Raw genomic sequence first — 17,657 nt, forward strand, 5'->3', positions numbered from 1 at the left:
GAGTTATGCGCAATGGCGCGTGCGGCAGTAAAGACCACCAAGAAAACTATGATGACCAAGAAGCCGCCCGCAAAGCGGATTGCGGTCGCGCCTTTGCCCAAGATCAGCAAGGATGATCTGCGCGCGCAGGTGACGAAGCTGGAACTGACCGTCACGACGTTGCGCGCCAAGAACCGTGAGGCCAATCGCGCGGCCAAGATGATGGCGGCCAAAATCGACGAGCTGGAAGAGCATGCGGCTCAGCTCGAAAAGAAACTCGCGTCGCAAGCGACCTCGGCCACGCGCAGCGCGAAGGCCCCAAGGGTGAAGCGCGCTAGCCGCGACATCGATCCCGGTGATGCGGTGCCGCCGGGCGTCGCGGTTGAAGATCCGGCGCCGATGGACGAGGAAGCGGAAACGGCTTTCGAAAACCTGGAAAGTAACCTCCACAGTTAAGGCCGAGATTCGGCGGAAGACGCTGCGCTTTCCGCCCTACAGCGGTCCGGCTTTGTAGGCCGGAATAGCGCAGCGTCTTCCGCCGTCAACGCCTCGACGGCACCGGCTTGACGACTCCGCGCCCGGGGCGGACAGTGGCATTTCCGAGGGGGGTCCCGACAAGGGGCTGAGAGGCTGATCGCCGGCATGCCGGCAGCGCAGCGACCCTTTCACCTGATCCGGTTCATACCGGCGGAGGGACGGGATATGCGACGCCATCAATCCGTTTTCGGCGTGCCCCGCCTTCCTTCACGCAAGGAAGTGCCATGAATTTCCATCAGCAACCCAATACCGTCACCACCGGCCCGATTACGGGATCGCGCAAGATTCACGCGTCGCCGCCCGGACATCCCATGATCGCGGTACCCTTCCGCGAAGTGGCGCTGCATCCCTCGGCGCGAGAAGCGCCGGTTCGGCTCTATGATACCTCGGGGCCCTATACCGACCCCAGCGTGACCATCGATCTTGCCAAGGGCCTCGCACCCCTGCGCACGGATTGGATCGCGCGGCGCGGCGTCGTGGCGGCGACGCCGCGCGCCGTGTCGCCCGAAGATAACGGCGGCGTTGCGGAGGATCGGCTGGTGCCGCCATGCCCGGCGACACCCGCTCTGCTGGTCGGGCGGTCTGGGTCACTGGTTACGCAATATGAGTTCGCGCGTGCTGGCTTCGTGACTGAGGAGATGGTCTATGTCGCGCATCGGGAGAATTTGGGCCGCGCGGCACTGCCCGGCGCAGACGAACGCCGCGCTGATGGAGAGGATTTCGGGGCCGAAATTCCGAGTTTCATCACGCCCGAATTCGTGCGCAGCGAAATCGCGCGCGGCCGCGCCATCATCCCCGCCAATATCAATCACCCGGAGCTGGAGCCGACCATCATCGGTCGCAATTTCCTGGTGAAGGTCAATGCGAATATCGGCAATTCCGCCGTCACCTCGGGCGCCGCCGAGGAGGTCGAGAAGCTGGTCTGGGCCATCCGCTGGGGCGCGGATACGGTGATGGATCTGTCTACCGGCCGCAACATCCACAATATTCGCGGCTGGATCTTGCGCAATGCGCCAGTGCCCATCGGCACCGTGCCGATCTATCAGGCTTTGGAAAAGGTCGGCGGCGCGCCGGAGAAACTGAGTTGGGAGGTGTTTCGCGATACGCTCATCGAGCAGGCGGAGCAGGGCGTCGACTACTTCACCATCCATGCCGGCGTTCGCCTGGCTCATGTGCCACTCACGGCGCGGCGGGTGACGGGCATCGTGTCGCGCGGTGGCTCGATCATGGCGCGCTGGTGCCTCGCGCATCATCGCGAGAGTTTCCTGTATGAGCATTTCGGCGATATTTGCGACATCATGCGCGCCTATGATGTGTCCTTCTCCCTGGGGGATGGGCTGCGTCCGGGCTCGCTCGCGGATGCCAATGACGCGGCGCAATTCGCGGAGTTGGAGACGCTGGGCGAACTCACCAAACTTGCCTGGGCGCGCGGTTGTCAGGTCATGATCGAAGGACCGGGCCATGTGCCGATGCACAAGATCAAGATCAATATGGACAAGCAGTTGCGCGAATGCGGCGAAGCGCCGTTCTACACGCTTGGGCCACTGACGACGGATGTGGCGCCGGGCTACGACCATATCACCTCCGCGATCGGGGCAGCGATGATCGGTTGGTTCGGCACCGCCATGCTGTGCTACGTCACGCCGAAGGAGCATCTTGGCCTGCCCGACCGCGATGATGTGAAAACCGGCGTCATCACCTATCGCATTGCGGCCCATGCCGCCGATCTCGCGAAGGGTCATCCTTCGGCACGATTGCATGATGATGCCATCAGCCGGGCGCGCTTCGAATTTCGGTGGGAGGATCAGTTCAACCTCGCCCTCGATCCTGACACGGCGCGCGCTTTTCATGACAAGACGATGCCGAAGGACGCGCATAAGACAGCGCATTTCTGTTCCATGTGCGGGCCGAAATTCTGCTCCATGAAGATCTCGCATGATCTGCGGGATGAGGTCGCGCGCATGGAGGGAATGAGCAGCAAGAGCGCGGAATTCTTGGACCATGGCGCGACCTTGTACTTGCCGGAATCCACCGTGATTTAAGAAGGATGGCCGAGCCAGTCGGCAGACCGTGGCGCCGTTGCAGCAGAGCCAGATGCTGCACTGCAACCTCCGACGGCGCCGGATTGGCCTGCCGATTGGCCGGGCGACGAGCAAAAAAGTATCGGTTTTCTCGCCGCATTTTGGTGGAGATAATGCGCCGATGCGGCTAGAGGTGGGGTAACAAAAGATGATCCGGCCGGGCGATCAGGCAGGGCGCAAGAAGGGACGGATGATGACACCAAGGGCTCCAGACGTCGCAGAACCTATCCGATCCGTCGGCCGCGTCTGAACCGCTTCGTGGGGGAAGCGTGGTAAACCCAGATCTCGAATTTGTGGATGTCCCGCCGGGCGAATCCTTTAAAGTGTGGGCGCATGGCTATCCCTTCCACACGGTCCGCTGGCACTTCCATCCCGAATACGAATTCCATCTGATCACGCATACCCACGGCCGCGCCTTCGTCGGCGACTACGTCGGCTCCTTCGCGCCCGGCAATCTGGTCATGACCGGCCCCAATCTTCCCCATAACTGGCTCAGTGACGTGCCGCCGGGGAACACCGTTCCTGAGCGTGGCCTTATCGTACAGTTCAGCGCAGAGTTTGCCGAACGCTGTATCGTGTCCTTCCCTGAACTCGCATTCTTCCCTCAGCTTTTGGAAAGCTCCTCACGCGGTCTAGAATTTTCGACCGAGACGGCGGCAGAGGCCGAGCCGATCATGCGCATTCTGATGGCTGCCAAAGGTGCCGCGCGCCTCGCCGCATTCTTCAGTTTGGTGGAGCTGCTGCACCGCAGCCGCGGGCGGCGCATGCTGGCCAGCGTGGGATATCGCCCTAGTCCTTCGACCTATATGACGCAGCCTCTCAACCATGTGATCGATCATATCACCCGCAATCTCGACAGCGATCTGCGAGAAAGCGAACTGGCGGCGCTGAGCGGCTATCGGGCGAGTGCCTTTTCGCGGGCCTTTTATCGGCATACCGGCATGACCTTCGTGCATTACGTCAATAGTCTGAGAGTTAATCGCGCCTGCGAGATGTTGATCGACAATGATCGAAAGATCGCTGACATTTGCTATAAGGTCGGCTTCAATAACCTTTCCAATTTCAATCGACAATTCATGGCGCAGAAGGCGATGGCGCCGCGCGCGTTTCGTCTGCACCACCGTGCGAATACACTGTCCAGCCAGACTAGCCCGCGACCCTTGCCTAGCCCCGGAGTTGCGGAACCATAGTGGTTGACATATGAAAAACCACAATGGTCAACCTGGCAAGGGAACCACAGGCGCTGCAAGATGCGCCTGATCAAGAACTGAGGAGACATGCCATGAGTAGCACGCGCCGCAATGATGACCTTCCTGCCAAGATGGATGCGGTCGTCGCCTATTCGCCCGGCGATTATCGCTTTGAACAGGTCGAGGTGCCGCGCGCCGGCCCTGACGACATCATCATCGAAGTCGAAGCCGTTGGTATCTGCGCCGGCGACATCAAATGCTATCAGGGCGCACCGTCATTCTGGGGCGACGACAAGGGCCAGCCGGTCTATGTGAAAGCGCCGATGATTCCGGGCCATGAATTCCTCGGCCGCGCCGTGGAAATCGGCGAGAACATCGAACGCGCCGGCAAGTTCAAAGTCGGCGACCGGCTGATTTCGGAACAGATCGTGCCCTGCGAAAACTGCCGCTATTGCGGGCGTGGCGAATACTGGATGTGCGAGAAGCACGACCTTTACGGTTTCCAGAACAACGTCAACGGCGCCATGGCGCGCTATATGCGCTTCCCCAAAACTTCGCGCACCTATCATGTGCCCGATAGCATGGCGCTGGATGCCGCAGCGCTGATCGAGCCGTTCGCCTGTTCCGTCCATGCCGTCAATCGCGCCAAGATCGAGCTGGACGATATCGTGGTGCTGGCTGGCGCCGGCACGCTGGGCCTTGGCATGGTCGGCGCCGCACGCTTGAAGAACCCGACCAAGCTCATCGTGCTCGACACCAAGCCGGACCGTCTGGCGCTCGCCAAAAAGTTCGGCGCCGATATCGTGATGAACCCGCTCGAAGAAGATGTCGTGGCCCGCGTGAAGGAGATGACGGAGGGCTATGGCTGTGACGTCTATATCGAGGCGACCGGACATCCTTCCAGTGTTCGTCAAGGTCTTCAGATGATCCGCAAGCTCGGCCGCTTTGTCGAGTTCAGCGTCTTCGGCGAGGAAGTGACGGCGGATTGGAGCATCATCGGGGACCGCAAGCACCTCGACATCTATGGCGCGCATCTCGGCCCCTATTGCTACCCCTTCACGATCGCCGCCATCGCCGATGGCCGCCTGCCGACCGCTGGCGTCGTGACCCATACACTGCCGCTGAAGGACTTTCAGAAGGGGTTCGACCTGATGAAGAAGGGCGAGAATTCGATTAAGACGATTCTCATCCCCTAAGTCTTTCGCCTCACGCATTGCGTGCCCAAACCCACGGCGGCAGCCACCGCCGTGGTCACGACCAATCGAATAATCAACGATAAGAACAACAAGAGGGACTACGTCCATGAGCAATAAGGAAAAGAGCCTGTTTGATGCCTTCGCAGCGCGCCACCTCGGCCGCCGTGAACTTCTCGACCGCGCGGCGAAACTGGGTCTCGGCGCTGCCGCGACCAGCGCCATGCTGAACGCCGCGCAAAGCCGCGCGATGGCCGCTGATTACGACTGGATGGCCAATAAGGGCCAGACCCTTCGTCTACTGCTCAACAAGCATCCCTATGCCGATGCCGCGATCACCAACCTCAAGCATTTCGAAGAGATGACCGGCATCAAGGTCAGCTATGACGTCTTCCCCGAGGATGTCTATTTCGACAAGGTGACGGCTGCCCTGTCGAGCAAGTCGACCCAGTACGACGTCTTCATGACCGGCGCCTATCAGACCTGGCAGTACGGCCCGGCCGGCTGGCTGGTCGATCTCAATCAGTTCATCAAGGACCCCAGCAAGACCGCGCCGACTTATGATTGGGAAGACATCCTTCCCAATCTGCGCAGCTCCACATCCTGGAGCGGCAAGCCGGGTGAGGCCCTGGGCGGACCGGGTGCGAAGCAATGGGCAATGCCCTGGGGTTTCGAGATCAACGACGTCAGCTTCAACAAGAAGATGCTCGCGGCGCAGGGGATGGAGCCGCCGAAGAACCTGCCCGACCTGATCGATAAGGCCGCGCAGATTTCGACCAAGGTTCCCGGCGCCTACGGCATTGGCGTGCGCGGCAGCCGCAGCTGGGCGACGATCCATGCAGGCTATCTCTCGGGCTTTACCAACTATGGTGGCAAGGACTTTTCGACCGAGGGCGGTTCGCTGAAGCCCATCATGAACAGCAAGGAAGGCAAGGACTTCACCAAGCTCTGGCTGGACATGCTGCACAAGGGTGGCCCGAAGAACTGGACGCAGTACACGTGGTACGAAGTCGCCAACGATCTCGGCGCCGGCACCTCCGCCATGATCTACGACGCTGACATCATCGGCTTCTTCCAGCAGACGGGCACCAAGGAAGCCGGCAATATCGGATATGAGGCCTTCACGCCGAATCCCGATGCCAAGGCACCGACGCCGAACATCTGGATCTGGGGCCTGGCCATGAGCGCCTTTTCCGGCAAGCAGGATGCCGCCTGGCGGTTCATGCAATGGGCAAGCGGCACCGAGCAGCTCACCTTCGGCGCGACGAAGGCCAATCAGGTCGATCCCGTCCGCCAGTCGGTCTGGAACGACGGCGACTTCAAGACCCGCCTGAACGCTACCTATCCGGGCTTCCTGGAGGAGTTCAACGGGGCCGCGCCGGGTGCGAAGATCTACTTCACGCCGCAGCCGCTGTTCTTCAACGTCACCACCGATTGGGCGGCGGCTTTGCAGAAGATGTATGCCGGCCAGGTCTCGGTCGATGACGGTCTCGACCAGTTGGCCACCAATATCGCGAGCCAGCTCAGCGACGCCGGCATTACGAACTAATCGTGCAATCGGGATGGCGCGGCCATGGTGCCGCGCCATCCTTCGTCTTTCGAGGATTGCAGATGTCCGCCTCCCATGCCGCAGTGAGTCCTGATCTGGCGGAACCGAAGGGTGTTGTGCGCAAGCGCGGCGCCGGGCTGCTTCCCTATCTGCTGAGCCTGCCCGCCTTGCTGGTCTGCGTCGGTATCCTCGTGCCCTTCGTGACGGCGGTCTTCTACTCGCTGGAGCGCTACAACCTGGCCTTTCCGCAGGCCCGGAAATTCATCTGGTTCGGCAATTACATCAAGCTCGCCCAAAGCTCCGAATTCTGGCGCACGGTTGAGGTGTCATTGCTCTACACCGTCTTCACCGTTGGCTTCGAGCTGCTCATCGGCCTCGGCATCGCGCTGCTGCTATGGCGTCGCTCGCTGGTGACGAACCTGCTCAATATCCTGCTCATCCTGCCGCTGATGGTGGCACCTGCGATTGCCAGCCTGATGTGGAAGCTGATGACGAATGCCAATTTCGGCATCCTCAGCTATCTCGTCAGCGAACTCGGCTTTCCCAATTTCCGTTGGGCGACAGCGCCTGGCTCGGCGCTGTTCACCGTCGTGCTGGTCGATGTCTGGGTCTACACGCCCTTCATCGCCATCCTGTTGCTGGCGGGCTTGCGCGGCCTGCCCAGCCAGCCCTTCGAAGCGGCGGAGCTGGATGGCGTGCCACAGAGCTTCGTCTTCTTCCGCATCCTGCTGCCGATGCTGGCGCCCTATGTCCTGACAGCGACGTTGTTCCGTATGCTCGACAGCATCCAGCAGTTCGACATCATCTATGCCATGACGCAGGGCGGCCCCGGCGACACACTGATGGTGTTCCAGATCCAGTCCTATCTTCAGGCCTTCACCTTCACCAATATTGGCCGCTCCTCCGCCATCCTGATGGTGCTCTGGGCGATCACCTACGCGCTGAGCAAGTATTTCATGAGCACCTGGACGCGGCTGCGCGAACGCGCCCACGGCCTGGCCTAGGAGCCGATGATGAAAGGCACCTCCTTCTCGCCCATTCGCGGCATCCTGATGCTGCTCGTGGCGCTGTTCTTTCTGTTCCCCCTGGTCTGGGTCGTGCTGATGTCCTTCGAGACGAATGGGGATATTCTGCGCAGCCCGCCGCGCCTGTTCTTCTCACCGACGATCCATAATTACGTCGCCCTGATCTCGGGCAAGATCGGCGGCGGTGTCGGCACCATGACGGTCAATTACATGCACAATATGCTCAACAGCGTGATCCTGAGCGTATGTTCCGTCGTAGTTTCGCTCATCCTCGGCGTGCCGGCCGCCTATGCCTTCGCACGCTTCAAGTTCCGCGGCGGTGAAGACATGGCCTTCACCCTGCTCAGCTTCCGCTTCGCGCCGCCGCTGCTCGTGCTGCTGCCGCTGCTGAACTACTTCCAAGTGCTCGGCCTCTACGACACCTATTTCGGCCTGATCTGGGTCTACCAGTTGATCACACTCCCGCTCGTGCTCTGGATCGTCCGGGGTTACTTCGAAGATGTGAGTGAGGATATCGAACTCGCCTATCGGCTCGACGGCCATAGCTGGCTCGCCACCTTCTTCAAAATCGCCATTCCCCTGGCGCGGCCGGGCATCGCGGCGGCGGCCCTGCTCGCCTTCATCTACGCCTGGAACAACTTCATCTTCGCCCTCATCCTGGGGTCCAGTTCAGTGCAGCCCGTGACGGTGGGGGCGCTCGCCTTCATCACCGCCTCCGGCATCGAATACGGCCAGATCGCAGCGGCCTTGGTCCTGTCCGTGATTCCGACGCTTGTTCTGGCAATCTTCACGCAACGCTATCTCGTCGAGGGCCTCAGCCTCGGCGCCATCAAGGGTTGAGGGCGCGGCATGGCCTTTCTCAGCGTCGACCATCTATCCAAGGCCTATAAGAAGCGCGAGGTCATCAATGACCTATCCTTCGACGTGGCGCCGCTCGAAACACTGGTGATCTTCGGCCCCTCCGGCGCCGGCAAGACGGTGCTGCTGCGGCTCATCGCGGGCATGATCCATCCCGATCGCGGCACCATTACCGTCGGCGGCCGCGATATCACCGATCTCAACCCCGAGGACCGCCATCTCGGCATGGCCTTCCAGAACTTCGCGCTGTATCCGCATATGACGGCCTACGAAAATATCGCGAGCCCGCTGCGTGCCAAGACCGTGGGCAAGACCGAGCTCGATCAGCGCGTGCATGAAGTGGCAACGCTGCTGCGCATCGATCATGTCTTGGGTCATCTCCCGCGCGCCCTCTCCAACGGTCAGAAACAGCGCACGGCGCTCGCCCGCAGCCTGATCGCCAAGCCGTCGCTCATTCTGCTCGATGATCCGCTGCGCAATGTGGATGCCAAGGTGCGCTATGAAATGCGGCTGGAGCTTCCGCGTGTGTTGCGGGCACGCGAAACCACGGTCGTCTACGTCACGCAGGATTATAAGGAAGCGATGGCGCTCGGCGACCGCATCGCCGTGCTGGTGGACGGTAAGCTAGAACAGGTCGGCACGCCGCGCGACATTTACCAGACGCCCGCCAATAGCCGCATCGCGCGCCTGTTCGGCGATCCGCCAATCAACCTGCTGCCCGCGATCAGCGTTGCCGGCTCAAACGGTGAGTGGATCCGCATCGCATCCACCGATGTCGGCGTGCCGCTGGATGCGCCCCGGCGCCGGGAGGATTGCGTGCTCGGCTTGCGGCCCGAGGATGTGGCGGTCGGCTTCGAACCCCGCGCCGGCGCGATGGAAGTCGAAATCGACGCCGTGACGCCGCTGAACGACCGCGAGGTGATGCTGCTGCGCGCACGCGACGGCACCGAGATTTTCGCCAGTGCGCCTCAGGGAACCCTTGAAGGCAACCAGCGCGGCCGGCGTGATGCTTGGGCCATGCTCGACCTCGCGCATGCCCATTTCTTCGAGAGCGCCAGCGGCGCGCGGATATAGAGAGACATCGCATGGCCACGCTCGATCTCGACCGCGTGTCGAAACTCTATCCCGGGGCGCATGAGCCCGCCGTCGATGCCGTTTCAATGCAAATCGCGGACGGGGAGATCGTGGCGCTGCTCGGCTCCTCCGGCTGCGGCAAAACCTCGACGCTGCGCATGGTAGCGGGCTTCGAGAGTGTGACGGAGGGGACGGTGCGCCTCGGCGACCGGGTGGTAAATACGCTGCGACCGGCGGAGCGGAACATTGCCATGGCCTTTGAGGGCTATGCCCTGTATCCGCCGCTGAAGGTGCGGGACAATATCGCCTTCAGCCTGTTGCGCGACCGCACGCCGAAGGCCGAGATCGATCGCCGCGTCACCCATATCAGCGACATGCTGGAACTCGGCCCGATGCTGCCCTATTTCCCGCCTTCGCTTTCGGGCGGCCAGCAGCAGCGCGTCAGTCTGGCCCGCGCCCTGATCCGCCGTGCGGACATCTACCTGCTCGACGAGCCGATGTCGCAGCTGGAGCCGCAGCTTCGTGCATTGTTGCGTGCGCGCATCAAGGACTATCTGATCGCGAACAAGATGACGACAGTCATCGTGACGCATGATCAAACCGAAGCCATCGCCATTTCCGACCGCATCGCGGTGATGGATAAGGGCATCCTGCAACAGTTCGGTACGCCCGCCGATTTGCGCGAAAGGCCGGCGAATCTCTTCGTCGCCTCCTTCATCGGGGAACCTCCGATGAACCTGTTTCCGGCCGATGTCTCGGGCAATGGGATCACGGCGCTGGATAGTGACGGCCGCCCCGCCTTCACGCTGCCCATGGGCCACAGGGGCATCGCGGCGGGGGACCGCGTGACCATCGGCATGCGGCCGCACAAGCTGCGCGTGACCGATCCGCAAGCGCCGTCCGTCCTGCGCGGCAAGGTCTTGACCAATCATTGGCTCGGCGATCACAGCCATGTCGGCGTCCAAGTGGGCGGCTGTTTCCTGATCGCCGTCGCGAGCCGCAATGTCGCGGCGCCGGTGGGATCAGAGGTCGGCGTCCTGGTGCCGGAGGATGCGATGCATGTCTTCGACACCAAGACGGGTGTGGCACTCCACCACGGCTTGAGCGAGGGCTAAGTCAGGCGTCCGCTCGGCACGTGGTCAAGCGGGCGCGATCACCACCTCAATCCCCGAATCGTCCATCATCGCTGCGATATCGGCGGGGGGCGGCGCGTCCGTCACCAGAGACTGAATGCGGTCGAAGGCCGCGACATGCGCGAAAGCCTCGACACCAAATTTCGAATGATCCGCGACCACGATGATGCGGCGCGCGATGTCCATCATCTCCGATGTGATGACCGCTTCTTCGAGACGGCCGATCGACAGGCCTTTGACGTTGATGCCGGTAAAACTGACGATGGCGGTATCGACGCTGATAGGTTTGGCGGTGCCGAATTTCAAACTGCCGACGGTGATCTGCGCGCTATCCCAATATTCGCCGCCCAGCACATAGACCGAGCGGGCCACCTGCGGCGGGATGCAGGCCGGCAGCATCATATTGTTCGTGACGAGCGTCAGGTCGCGCAGATGGCCGAGTTCCGCCGCAAAGGCGCAGGTGGTCGAGCCGCCGTTCAGGATCAGGCTTTCCCCGTTCTGGATGAGGGACGCGGCGGCGCGGGCGATGCGTTGTTTCGCGGTCGTGCGCGCATTGACGCGAAGCTGGAAGCGCATCACCTGGCCGACCAGCTCCTCCACCGGCAAGGCGCCGCCATGGGTCCGGTTGAGCAACCCGCGTCGTTCCAGGAGATAGAGATCGCGGCGCACGGTATCGCGCGATACTCCGAACATGGATGTCAATTCAGCGACCGTTACTTCGCCTCGCGCGCGCATCACTTCAAGAAGTCGCTGTTGACGTGACGCGGGGAGAAGAAATTCTGCGTCTCCCTCGTTCGACTGGCTCAAGGCATCACTCCATCTGGTTTGACCATTGACGCAATACGGCGGGTTTTACGGCGCACCATCATGCATCATTCCGCTTGACCGCGCCGCTTGGCAAGCCTAGTGCCTGATGCGGCGTCCCGCTAACGGGCGTCGTTCGCAATAAGAAGCGCCGAAGGGCGCGCTTTCCGGGGGAGGCTCGTGGAAAATCTCTGGCGCGATCGATACGAGGCGATGCGCGCGCGGTTGCCAGCCTATGCGCGTTCGGCTGGATGGACGCTGTGCGGCATGTCCGTCTGCGTCGATGGTGTCATTGCCTTGCAGGACGCGGATGCGCTTTGGCGTGGCGGTGCGCCGCCCGAAGCGCAGGGGCTCGGTGCCGAGTTGCAGCGTCGTGCAGCAGCGGGCATCGGTGGCGAAATCCGCGTGGAATGGCCGGGCGGCGGGGCGTGGCTGGATGCGGCCCTGCCGGTGCAGCCGATGTTGGGTGGCACCTCCGCCCATGCCGCCCGTGTGCTGACTTTGTTGGGCGCCCCGGCCTTATTGTCGCTCGCTCGTCGCAGCGCCGATCAGATGGCGACCGTCGATCCCGATATCTTTCTGGCCGCCGGCGGGCACCCGACGCGCGCAGGCGCGATTGCCGGATCGCCGGATGCCACACCCAAAGTCTATGTCTTCGAGTTTACGGCGGGCCGCTCCGTGGGCACCATCCTGCCGCCGCGTTCCTCGCGCATCATCGTGCGACTTCATGATCTCTCCCTTGAGGACGATACGGAGTTCGCGGCGCTCGGCCCGTCCCTGGTTCAGGACAACGGCGCGGGCATTCTGTCGGGCTTCAGCGCCCTTGGCGGACGTGACCTTGACGAAGGAGTACGGAGTGCGCGCGCCCTGGCGCAAAGCTGGCACGCTGCCGGTATCCGGATCGTGCATCTGGAGCTCGCAGGCTACGAAAAGCAGGACTATTGCCTCAAGGTTCTGAGCGGCCTCTCTGGTACCTATACGTCTCTGGGCATGAGCCTGTCGGAATTCCGCGCCCTCAAGCCAGGTGAAGGTCATCCCGGTGAGGCGATGTGCCGGCTTGGCGAGCAGCTTGGGGCTGATCGTGTCTGCGTGCATGCCGATGACTGGGCGATGTCCGCAACCCGTGGCGATGCCGCGCAAGAGCGCGATGCGCTGCTGGCCGGCTGCTTGCTGGCAAGCGCGCGCGCTGAGAACGGGGCCCCGGTGGTGCCTGACAGCCTTCCCACCGGTGTACGATTTTCCGATCCGCCGCCCGGCCATGCGCGTGACGCCCATGGCTGGAGCCTCGTCTCCTGCGCGTCACCCTATCTGGAGCGTCCGGCGACGACACTCGGACTGGGCGATACCTTTCTCGCGGGCTGCATGCTGGTGCTCGGGCAACATTCGTTTTTCAAAGGACAGAACAATGACGAGGCTTGACGAGAAGCTGGCTCGCATCCGGGCAGGCCAATATACGCGCCAGGATTTCATCATCGCCGATGCCAAGGATGGTGACATGGGCTCAGGAATCACCGTGGCGGGCAGACGCGCGAAAGCGGACGGCATGGGCGCGTGGAAAACGCGCCATGACTATCTCGCGCAGATTAAATCGGTGATTGCGCAAGACATCGTCGATATCATGCTCGTCTCCGTCAGCAATCTCGAAAGCCTTCATGATGAGAAGGTCTTCGCCGATAGCGCCATCAAGCCGGCCATCCGCGCCAATGACGCGACGGATATCTGGGGCGGCGTGCGCGGTGCGTCCTATAAGCGCTATGCGTCGCAACCCTTCCGTACGGCGGTGCTGAGCCGGGTGATGCATGGCACGGCGCATCCCACGCCCGGCCAGCCGGTCACGGGCACCGACCTTGGCCTCTACTCCATGACCTTCAACAATGATCTCGACCGCGATATGGAGTCGCTGAACGCGTTCGCCGCCTTCCGGCGTGAGGCGGCGTCCCTCGACTTCAAGTATTTTCTGGAAGTCTTCAATCCCAATGCGCCGAGCGATCTCGACAAGAAAGATATACCGGCTTTCGTCAATGACTGTCTGCTGCGGAGCCTGAGCGGCGTCTCTAAAGCTGATCGGCCGCAGTTCCTGAAGATACCCTTCAACGGGCCGGCGGCGATGGAAGAACTCGCCGCCTTCGACAGTGCCCTCGTCGTGGGTGTGTTGGGCGGCGGTGCCGGCACGACACGCGATACCTTTGAGCTTCTGTATCAGGCGGAGAAATATGGCGCGCGGCTCGCGCTGTTCGGTCGCAAGATCAACTTCGCGGATTCGCCGCTGGCCATCGTGCGGTGCATGCGGGCCGTGGCCGATGGCGCGATGAAGCCCGCAGAAGCCGTGAGAGCCTATCATGGCGCTCTCCAGACGGAGGGCATTGTGCCGACGCGCAGTCTCGATGATGATTTGGAAGTGACCGAGGCGGTTCTGAAGGGGCTGTAGCGGCGCGCGTTGCGAGAGGTGGACCGGATGATGTCACTGCACGCGGAGCCGGCCGGACTGATGGCCGATCTTCGCACCGTCCTGGGCCACGCTGCAGTGCTTGAGGGCGCCGAGATGCCGGCGCGCAACAGCCTCGATTGGAGCAATCTGGACCCCGTGCCGCCGCTGGCCGTGGTGCGGCCGGCCGATACGGCCGGCGTCGCTGCGGTGATGCGGCTGTGCACCGCCTACGGTGTCGCCGTCGTGCCGCAAGGCGGATTGACCGGGCTCTGTGGTGGGGCGCGGCCGGTTGCGGGCGGCATTGCCCTATCGCTGGAGCGTATGAGCGGCATCGAGGAGATTGACCCGGCCTCCTCCACCATGACAGCGCGCGCCGGCACGCCCTTGCAGACGCTTCAGGAAGCGGCGGATGCGGCGGGTTTGTATTTGGCGCTCGATCTGGGGGCGCGCGGATCGGCCACCATCGGCGGCAATCTATCGACCAATGCCGGCGGCAATCGTGTCATTCGCTACGGCATGGCGCGGGACATGGTGCTGGGCCTGGAAGTCGTGCTGATGGATGGCACGGTCGTGACCAACCTCAACAAGATGCTGAAGAACAACGCGGGATACGACCTCAAGCAGCTCTTCGTCGGCAGCGAAGGGACGCTCGGTGTGATCACACGCGTCGTTCTGCGGCTCTATCCCAAGCCGCGATGCACCATGGCGGCGGTCTGCGGTCTCGCCGATTACGACAGCGTGCTGCGGCTGCTGGAAAGCGCCCGCCGCGACCTCGGGCCGATGCTGTCGGCGTTCGAGGTAATGTGGCCCGATTACTGGGGCTTCATCTCTGCCCTGCCGCAAGTGCGGCCGCCGATCGGCGAGGGTCATGCAGTGTATGTTCTCGTGGAAGCCCAGGGCACGGATGAAGCGCTGGATCAGCCGCGCTTTCAGTCATGGCTCGAAAACCAGGCCGAGGCGGGCGTCTTGGCGGATGCCGCCGTGGCGCAGTCCCTGGCCGATGTCGGCGCCTTCTGGAGCGTCCGCGATGCCGTGACGGAATTCAACCGCGTCATCGGGCCGCATGAGCCCTTCGATATCGGGCTGCCGGTGGCGGCCATCGGCAATTATGTGAAGGCCTGCCGATCAGCGCTGGAGAACGCCTTACCGGGCGCCGTCGCGTTATTCTACGGCCATATCGGTGATGGCAATCTTCATGTTGCGGCCTGCCTGCCCGGCGCCGAACCGCAGCCGAAGGAGCGGATCAAGGAGATCGTCTATGGCCTGGTGCGGCAGTTCGGCGGCACCGTTTCCGCCGAACATGGCATCGGGCTGAGCAAGAAGCCCTGGCTGCCCTTTACGCGCAGCGCACCCGAGATTGCCTTGATGCGGCGGATCAAGAGCGCGCTCGACCCGGATGGATTGCTCAATCCGGGCAAGGTGGTCTGAGTTAAGGTTCGCGCAGGCTCGCACTGAGCGCATCGGCGGCGCGCCATGCCTCGACGGCACGGATGACGGCCGGGCGTGCGTCGGCGATGACACCGTCCATGCTGACGAAGCCGTGGATCTGGCCTGGATTCTCATCCAAGGTCGTGGGCACGCCTTCTTCGCGCAGGCGGTTCGCATAGTCGCGGCCCTCATCATGCAAGGGATCGAAGCCCGCCGTGAGCACGAAGGCAGGCGCGACATCGGCGAGGCTATGGGCCCGCAGCGGGGACGCCCGCCAGTCATTCGCATGGCCTTCATCGCCCAGGTAATGCTGCCGAAACCAGGCCATGCCCGCCGTCGTCAGCCCGTAACCCTCAGCATAGGTGCGGTAACTCTCCTGCGTCTGGGAAAGGTCCGTCACGGGGTAGAACAGCATCTGGAAGGTGAGGGGCGGCGCATCGCCGTTGCGGGAGGCAATGGCCATCACGGCCGCAATATTGCCGCCGGCACTGTCCCCGCCCACGGCGATGCGGTTTGGGTCGATGCCAAGTTTTGCGGCATCCGCCAGAGTATGGCGCAAGGCCGCTGCCGCATCCTCGATCGCCGCCGGGAAGGGGAATTCCGGTCCCATGCGATAATCGACCGAGACCACGACCGCTTGGGCGAGGTTGGCGATCGTGCGGCAAAGGCCGTCATGGGTGTCGAGGCCGCCGATGACCCAGCCGCCACCGTGGAAATAGACAAGGCAGGCCGCGTTCTCAGCCGGTGCCCCGGCGCTGCGATACAGGCGCAGCGGCACAGGCCCCAGCAGGCCATGGACATGAAAGTCCCTGACCTCCGCCACCTCCTCCTTCGGGCCTTGCGACAAGGGCACGAAGATCTCGAACTGCGCCCGCGCCTCTGCCGGCGTCAGGGTTTCGATCGCGGGCGGGTTCGCCTCGGCCGCGCGTTGCAGAAAACTGCGGGCATCCGGGTCGAGCATAATATTCGCCTCACTATGGGGTTGGTCCAGCCATCCCCTGATACGCTCAACGGTAGGGGGGCAGAATGACCCGCGCCATCACGCAGGCTGCTTTCTTTTGCTATTCTGAAGCATCATCAGCCGGAGATCGCGGTTGATCCGTGTCTGATAGCCAGGACCCTGAGACTCGTAGTAATCGAGCACATCAGCATCAATCCGCAGAGATTTCAGAACCTTAACGGGTTTGTAAAACCGCCCTCGGGTAGCATTCGACCAATCCAGACTCTCAGGAGCATCCGGATCCGATAGATTGATCGATTGATCGGATTGGGTGGCGGCGGCTTTCAGCCGCGCCAGACTGTCGTCATCGATCTTCCGGAGATCTGACGTGGCGGTCGGTTTTGCAAAACTAGAAAGCGCCTTCTTCATAGGCTTTCCTTTCCTGAGGGCTCGCGCGCCTGACACTGATAATCCGTCCGATTCCATCGCGCCTGTCGTCAGGCTCCGTATGAACCACGAACAGCAATAAAACGTCCAAAGCCATCCCAATCGTTTGCCAGCGATCGCCGTCCGGATGCGTGTCTGGCCGACTGAGCTGATGCGGGTCGCCATCCAGAACCGGCATCCCATCTGCGAGAGAAAGCCCGCCATGGTCGCGTCTGTTGGTCTGATCCTTACGCAAATTCCAGGTCCATCGGGAGATCATCCGACACCTTTTGTACTACGAGAATGTAGCTACGTTTCGGCGTGCCATCAAGCCCTCGCAGCGCGACAACCGGCTGACGGGGGGCCTGGGTGACGAGATATCGCTTGCGGCCCGCCCACATTGAACGATTTGATTGACGTATCACTCAAGGAAGACACCTCGTTCATGGACGCACTGCATCCTTCGGCCGACAGCGACACCATGCTGACGCCCTTCCATCTCGCCTTTCCGGTCGATGACATTGCCGCCGCCCGCGTCTTCTACGGCACCGTGCTCGGCTGCGCCGAAGGCCGGAGTTCCGAGACCTGGATCGACTTCGACCTTTTCGGCCACCAGATCGTGGCCCATCACAAGCCGCGCGCCCCGGCCCAGGCAGAGGCGCTGCACCACAACCCGGTCGATGGGCACGACGTGCCTGTACCGCATTTCGGCGTGGTCCTGACCATGCCGAAATGGGAGGCGCTGGCCGCGAGGCTTCGCGCTGCCGGCACCCCCTTCGTCATCGAGCCCTATGTCCGGTTCAAGGGCGAAGTGGGCGAGCAAGCGACGATGTTCTTCCTCGACCCCTCAGGCAATGCCTTGGAGTTCAAGGCCTTCAAGGACCTGAACAGCCTCTTCGCGAAATAGGCGCAATCGCTGCGAGCGGGGCCGGTGTCGCGACATGCGCGCCTGGACATTCGGCCCCGCCCAGTCTCTGTAGGCGCCTGCAAGCCCCAGCCCGATTTCGGGACA

The 17,657-nt window shown here is 62.4% G+C and carries 17 protein-coding genes and 1 riboswitch; of the genes, 13 read left to right on the forward strand and 4 right to left on the reverse strand.

Going from position 1 to position 17,657, the window contains the following annotated elements; genetic code table 11:
* Positions 1-51 precede the first annotated feature (51 nt).
* From QP803_RS00125 to QP803_RS00165, 9 genes are all read left to right on the forward strand, one after another.
* Positions 52-435 carry a hypothetical protein gene (locus QP803_RS00125; RefSeq protein WP_284945659.1) on the forward strand — a complete coding sequence of 128 codons (384 nt, stop codon included), beginning with the start codon at positions 52-54 and terminating at the stop codon, positions 433-435.
* 136 nt (positions 436-571) lie between these two features.
* A riboswitch (TPP riboswitch) is annotated at positions 572-692 on the forward strand.
* Positions 693-740: 48 nt separating this feature from the next.
* Positions 741-2,558 (forward strand): phosphomethylpyrimidine synthase ThiC, encoded by a 1,818-nt coding sequence (gene thiC / locus QP803_RS00130; RefSeq protein ID WP_284945660.1) that lies wholly within the window; start codon positions 741-743, stop codon positions 2,556-2,558.
* A gap of 332 nt (positions 2,559-2,890) precedes the next feature.
* Positions 2,891-3,787: an AraC family transcriptional regulator gene (locus tag QP803_RS00135; RefSeq protein ID WP_284945661.1), complete on the forward strand. Its 897-nt coding sequence runs from the start codon at positions 2,891-2,893 to the stop codon at positions 3,785-3,787.
* A gap of 92 nt (positions 3,788-3,879) precedes the next feature.
* The gene (locus QP803_RS00140; RefSeq protein ID WP_284945662.1) at positions 3,880-4,983 is read left to right on the forward strand and encodes an MDR/zinc-dependent alcohol dehydrogenase-like family protein; all 1,104 of its coding nucleotides are present in this window, start codon (positions 3,880-3,882) and stop codon (positions 4,981-4,983) included.
* Positions 4,984-5,089: 106 nt separating this feature from the next.
* Entirely contained in the window at positions 5,090-6,529 is a 1,440-nt protein-coding gene (locus QP803_RS00145) for an extracellular solute-binding protein (RefSeq protein WP_284945663.1), read from the forward strand.
* A gap of 62 nt (positions 6,530-6,591) precedes the next feature.
* Entirely contained in the window at positions 6,592-7,533 is a 942-nt protein-coding gene (locus QP803_RS00150; protein WP_284945664.1) for a carbohydrate ABC transporter permease, read from the forward strand.
* Between the two features lie 6 nt (positions 7,534-7,539).
* Positions 7,540-8,394, forward strand: a complete 855-nt coding sequence (locus tag QP803_RS00155) for a carbohydrate ABC transporter permease (protein ID WP_284945665.1) — start codon at positions 7,540-7,542, stop codon at positions 8,392-8,394.
* 9 nt (positions 8,395-8,403) lie between these two features.
* Positions 8,404-9,486: an ABC transporter ATP-binding protein gene (locus QP803_RS00160; RefSeq protein WP_284945666.1), complete on the forward strand. Its 1,083-nt coding sequence runs from the start codon at positions 8,404-8,406 to the stop codon at positions 9,484-9,486.
* A gap of 11 nt (positions 9,487-9,497) precedes the next feature.
* Positions 9,498-10,601: an ABC transporter ATP-binding protein gene (locus QP803_RS00165; protein ID WP_284945667.1), complete on the forward strand. Its 1,104-nt coding sequence runs from the start codon at positions 9,498-9,500 to the stop codon at positions 10,599-10,601.
* 24 nt (positions 10,602-10,625) lie between these two features.
* Here the strand turns inward: QP803_RS00165 and QP803_RS00170 are convergent, their stop codons facing one another.
* On the reverse strand, positions 10,626-11,426 hold the full coding sequence (locus tag QP803_RS00170) for a DeoR/GlpR family DNA-binding transcription regulator (protein ID WP_284945668.1): 801 nt from the start codon (positions 11,424-11,426) through the stop codon (positions 10,626-10,628).
* A gap of 177 nt (positions 11,427-11,603) precedes the next feature.
* On the opposite strand from QP803_RS00170, the gene QP803_RS00175 reads away from it, so the two are divergent.
* Genes QP803_RS00175 through QP803_RS00185 form a run of 3 tightly spaced genes read left to right on the forward strand, consistent with a single transcriptional unit; the run spans position 11,604 to position 15,279 of the window.
* Positions 11,604-12,842, forward strand: coding sequence for an ADP-dependent glucokinase/phosphofructokinase (locus QP803_RS00175; RefSeq protein WP_284945669.1), 1,239 nt, complete (start codon positions 11,604-11,606; stop codon positions 12,840-12,842).
* A complete protein-coding gene (locus tag QP803_RS00180; RefSeq protein WP_284945670.1) occupies positions 12,829-13,851 on the forward strand; it encodes a hypothetical protein in 1,023 nt (340 codons plus the stop codon). Before QP803_RS00175 ends, QP803_RS00180 begins: the two co-directional genes overlap by 14 nt.
* Before the next feature lie 27 nt (positions 13,852-13,878).
* Positions 13,879-15,279: an FAD-binding oxidoreductase gene (locus tag QP803_RS00185; RefSeq protein WP_284945671.1), complete on the forward strand. Its 1,401-nt coding sequence runs from the start codon at positions 13,879-13,881 to the stop codon at positions 15,277-15,279.
* 1 nt (position 15,280) lies between these two features.
* Here the strand turns inward: QP803_RS00185 and lipP1 are convergent, their stop codons facing one another.
* The 3 genes from lipP1 to QP803_RS00200 all read right to left on the reverse strand — a co-directional run bounded on the left by lipP1 (position 15,281) and on the right by QP803_RS00200 (position 16,925).
* Positions 15,281-16,240 carry a LipP1 family hormone-sensitive lipase gene (gene lipP1, locus QP803_RS00190; protein WP_284945672.1) on the reverse strand — a complete coding sequence of 320 codons (960 nt, stop codon included), beginning with the start codon at positions 16,238-16,240 and terminating at the stop codon, positions 15,281-15,283.
* Positions 16,241-16,318: 78 nt separating this feature from the next.
* The gene (locus tag QP803_RS00195) at positions 16,319-16,648 is read right to left on the reverse strand and encodes a BrnA antitoxin family protein (protein WP_284945673.1); all 330 of its coding nucleotides are present in this window, start codon (positions 16,646-16,648) and stop codon (positions 16,319-16,321) included.
* Positions 16,629-16,925 carry a BrnT family toxin gene (locus QP803_RS00200; RefSeq protein WP_284945674.1) on the reverse strand — a complete coding sequence of 99 codons (297 nt, stop codon included), beginning with the start codon at positions 16,923-16,925 and terminating at the stop codon, positions 16,629-16,631. Before QP803_RS00200 ends, QP803_RS00195 begins: the two co-directional genes overlap by 20 nt.
* Before the next feature lie 165 nt (positions 16,926-17,090).
* On the opposite strand from QP803_RS00200, the gene QP803_RS00205 reads away from it, so the two are divergent.
* Positions 17,091-17,552: a VOC family protein gene (locus QP803_RS00205; protein WP_284945675.1), complete on the forward strand. Its 462-nt coding sequence runs from the start codon at positions 17,091-17,093 to the stop codon at positions 17,550-17,552.
* Positions 17,553-17,657: the final 105 nt, after the last annotated feature.

It is taken from the genome of Acidisoma sp. PAMC 29798, assembly GCF_030252425.1.
In the GTDB taxonomy this organism is placed as follows: domain Bacteria; phylum Pseudomonadota; class Alphaproteobacteria; order Acetobacterales; family Acetobacteraceae; genus Acidisoma; species Acidisoma cladoniae.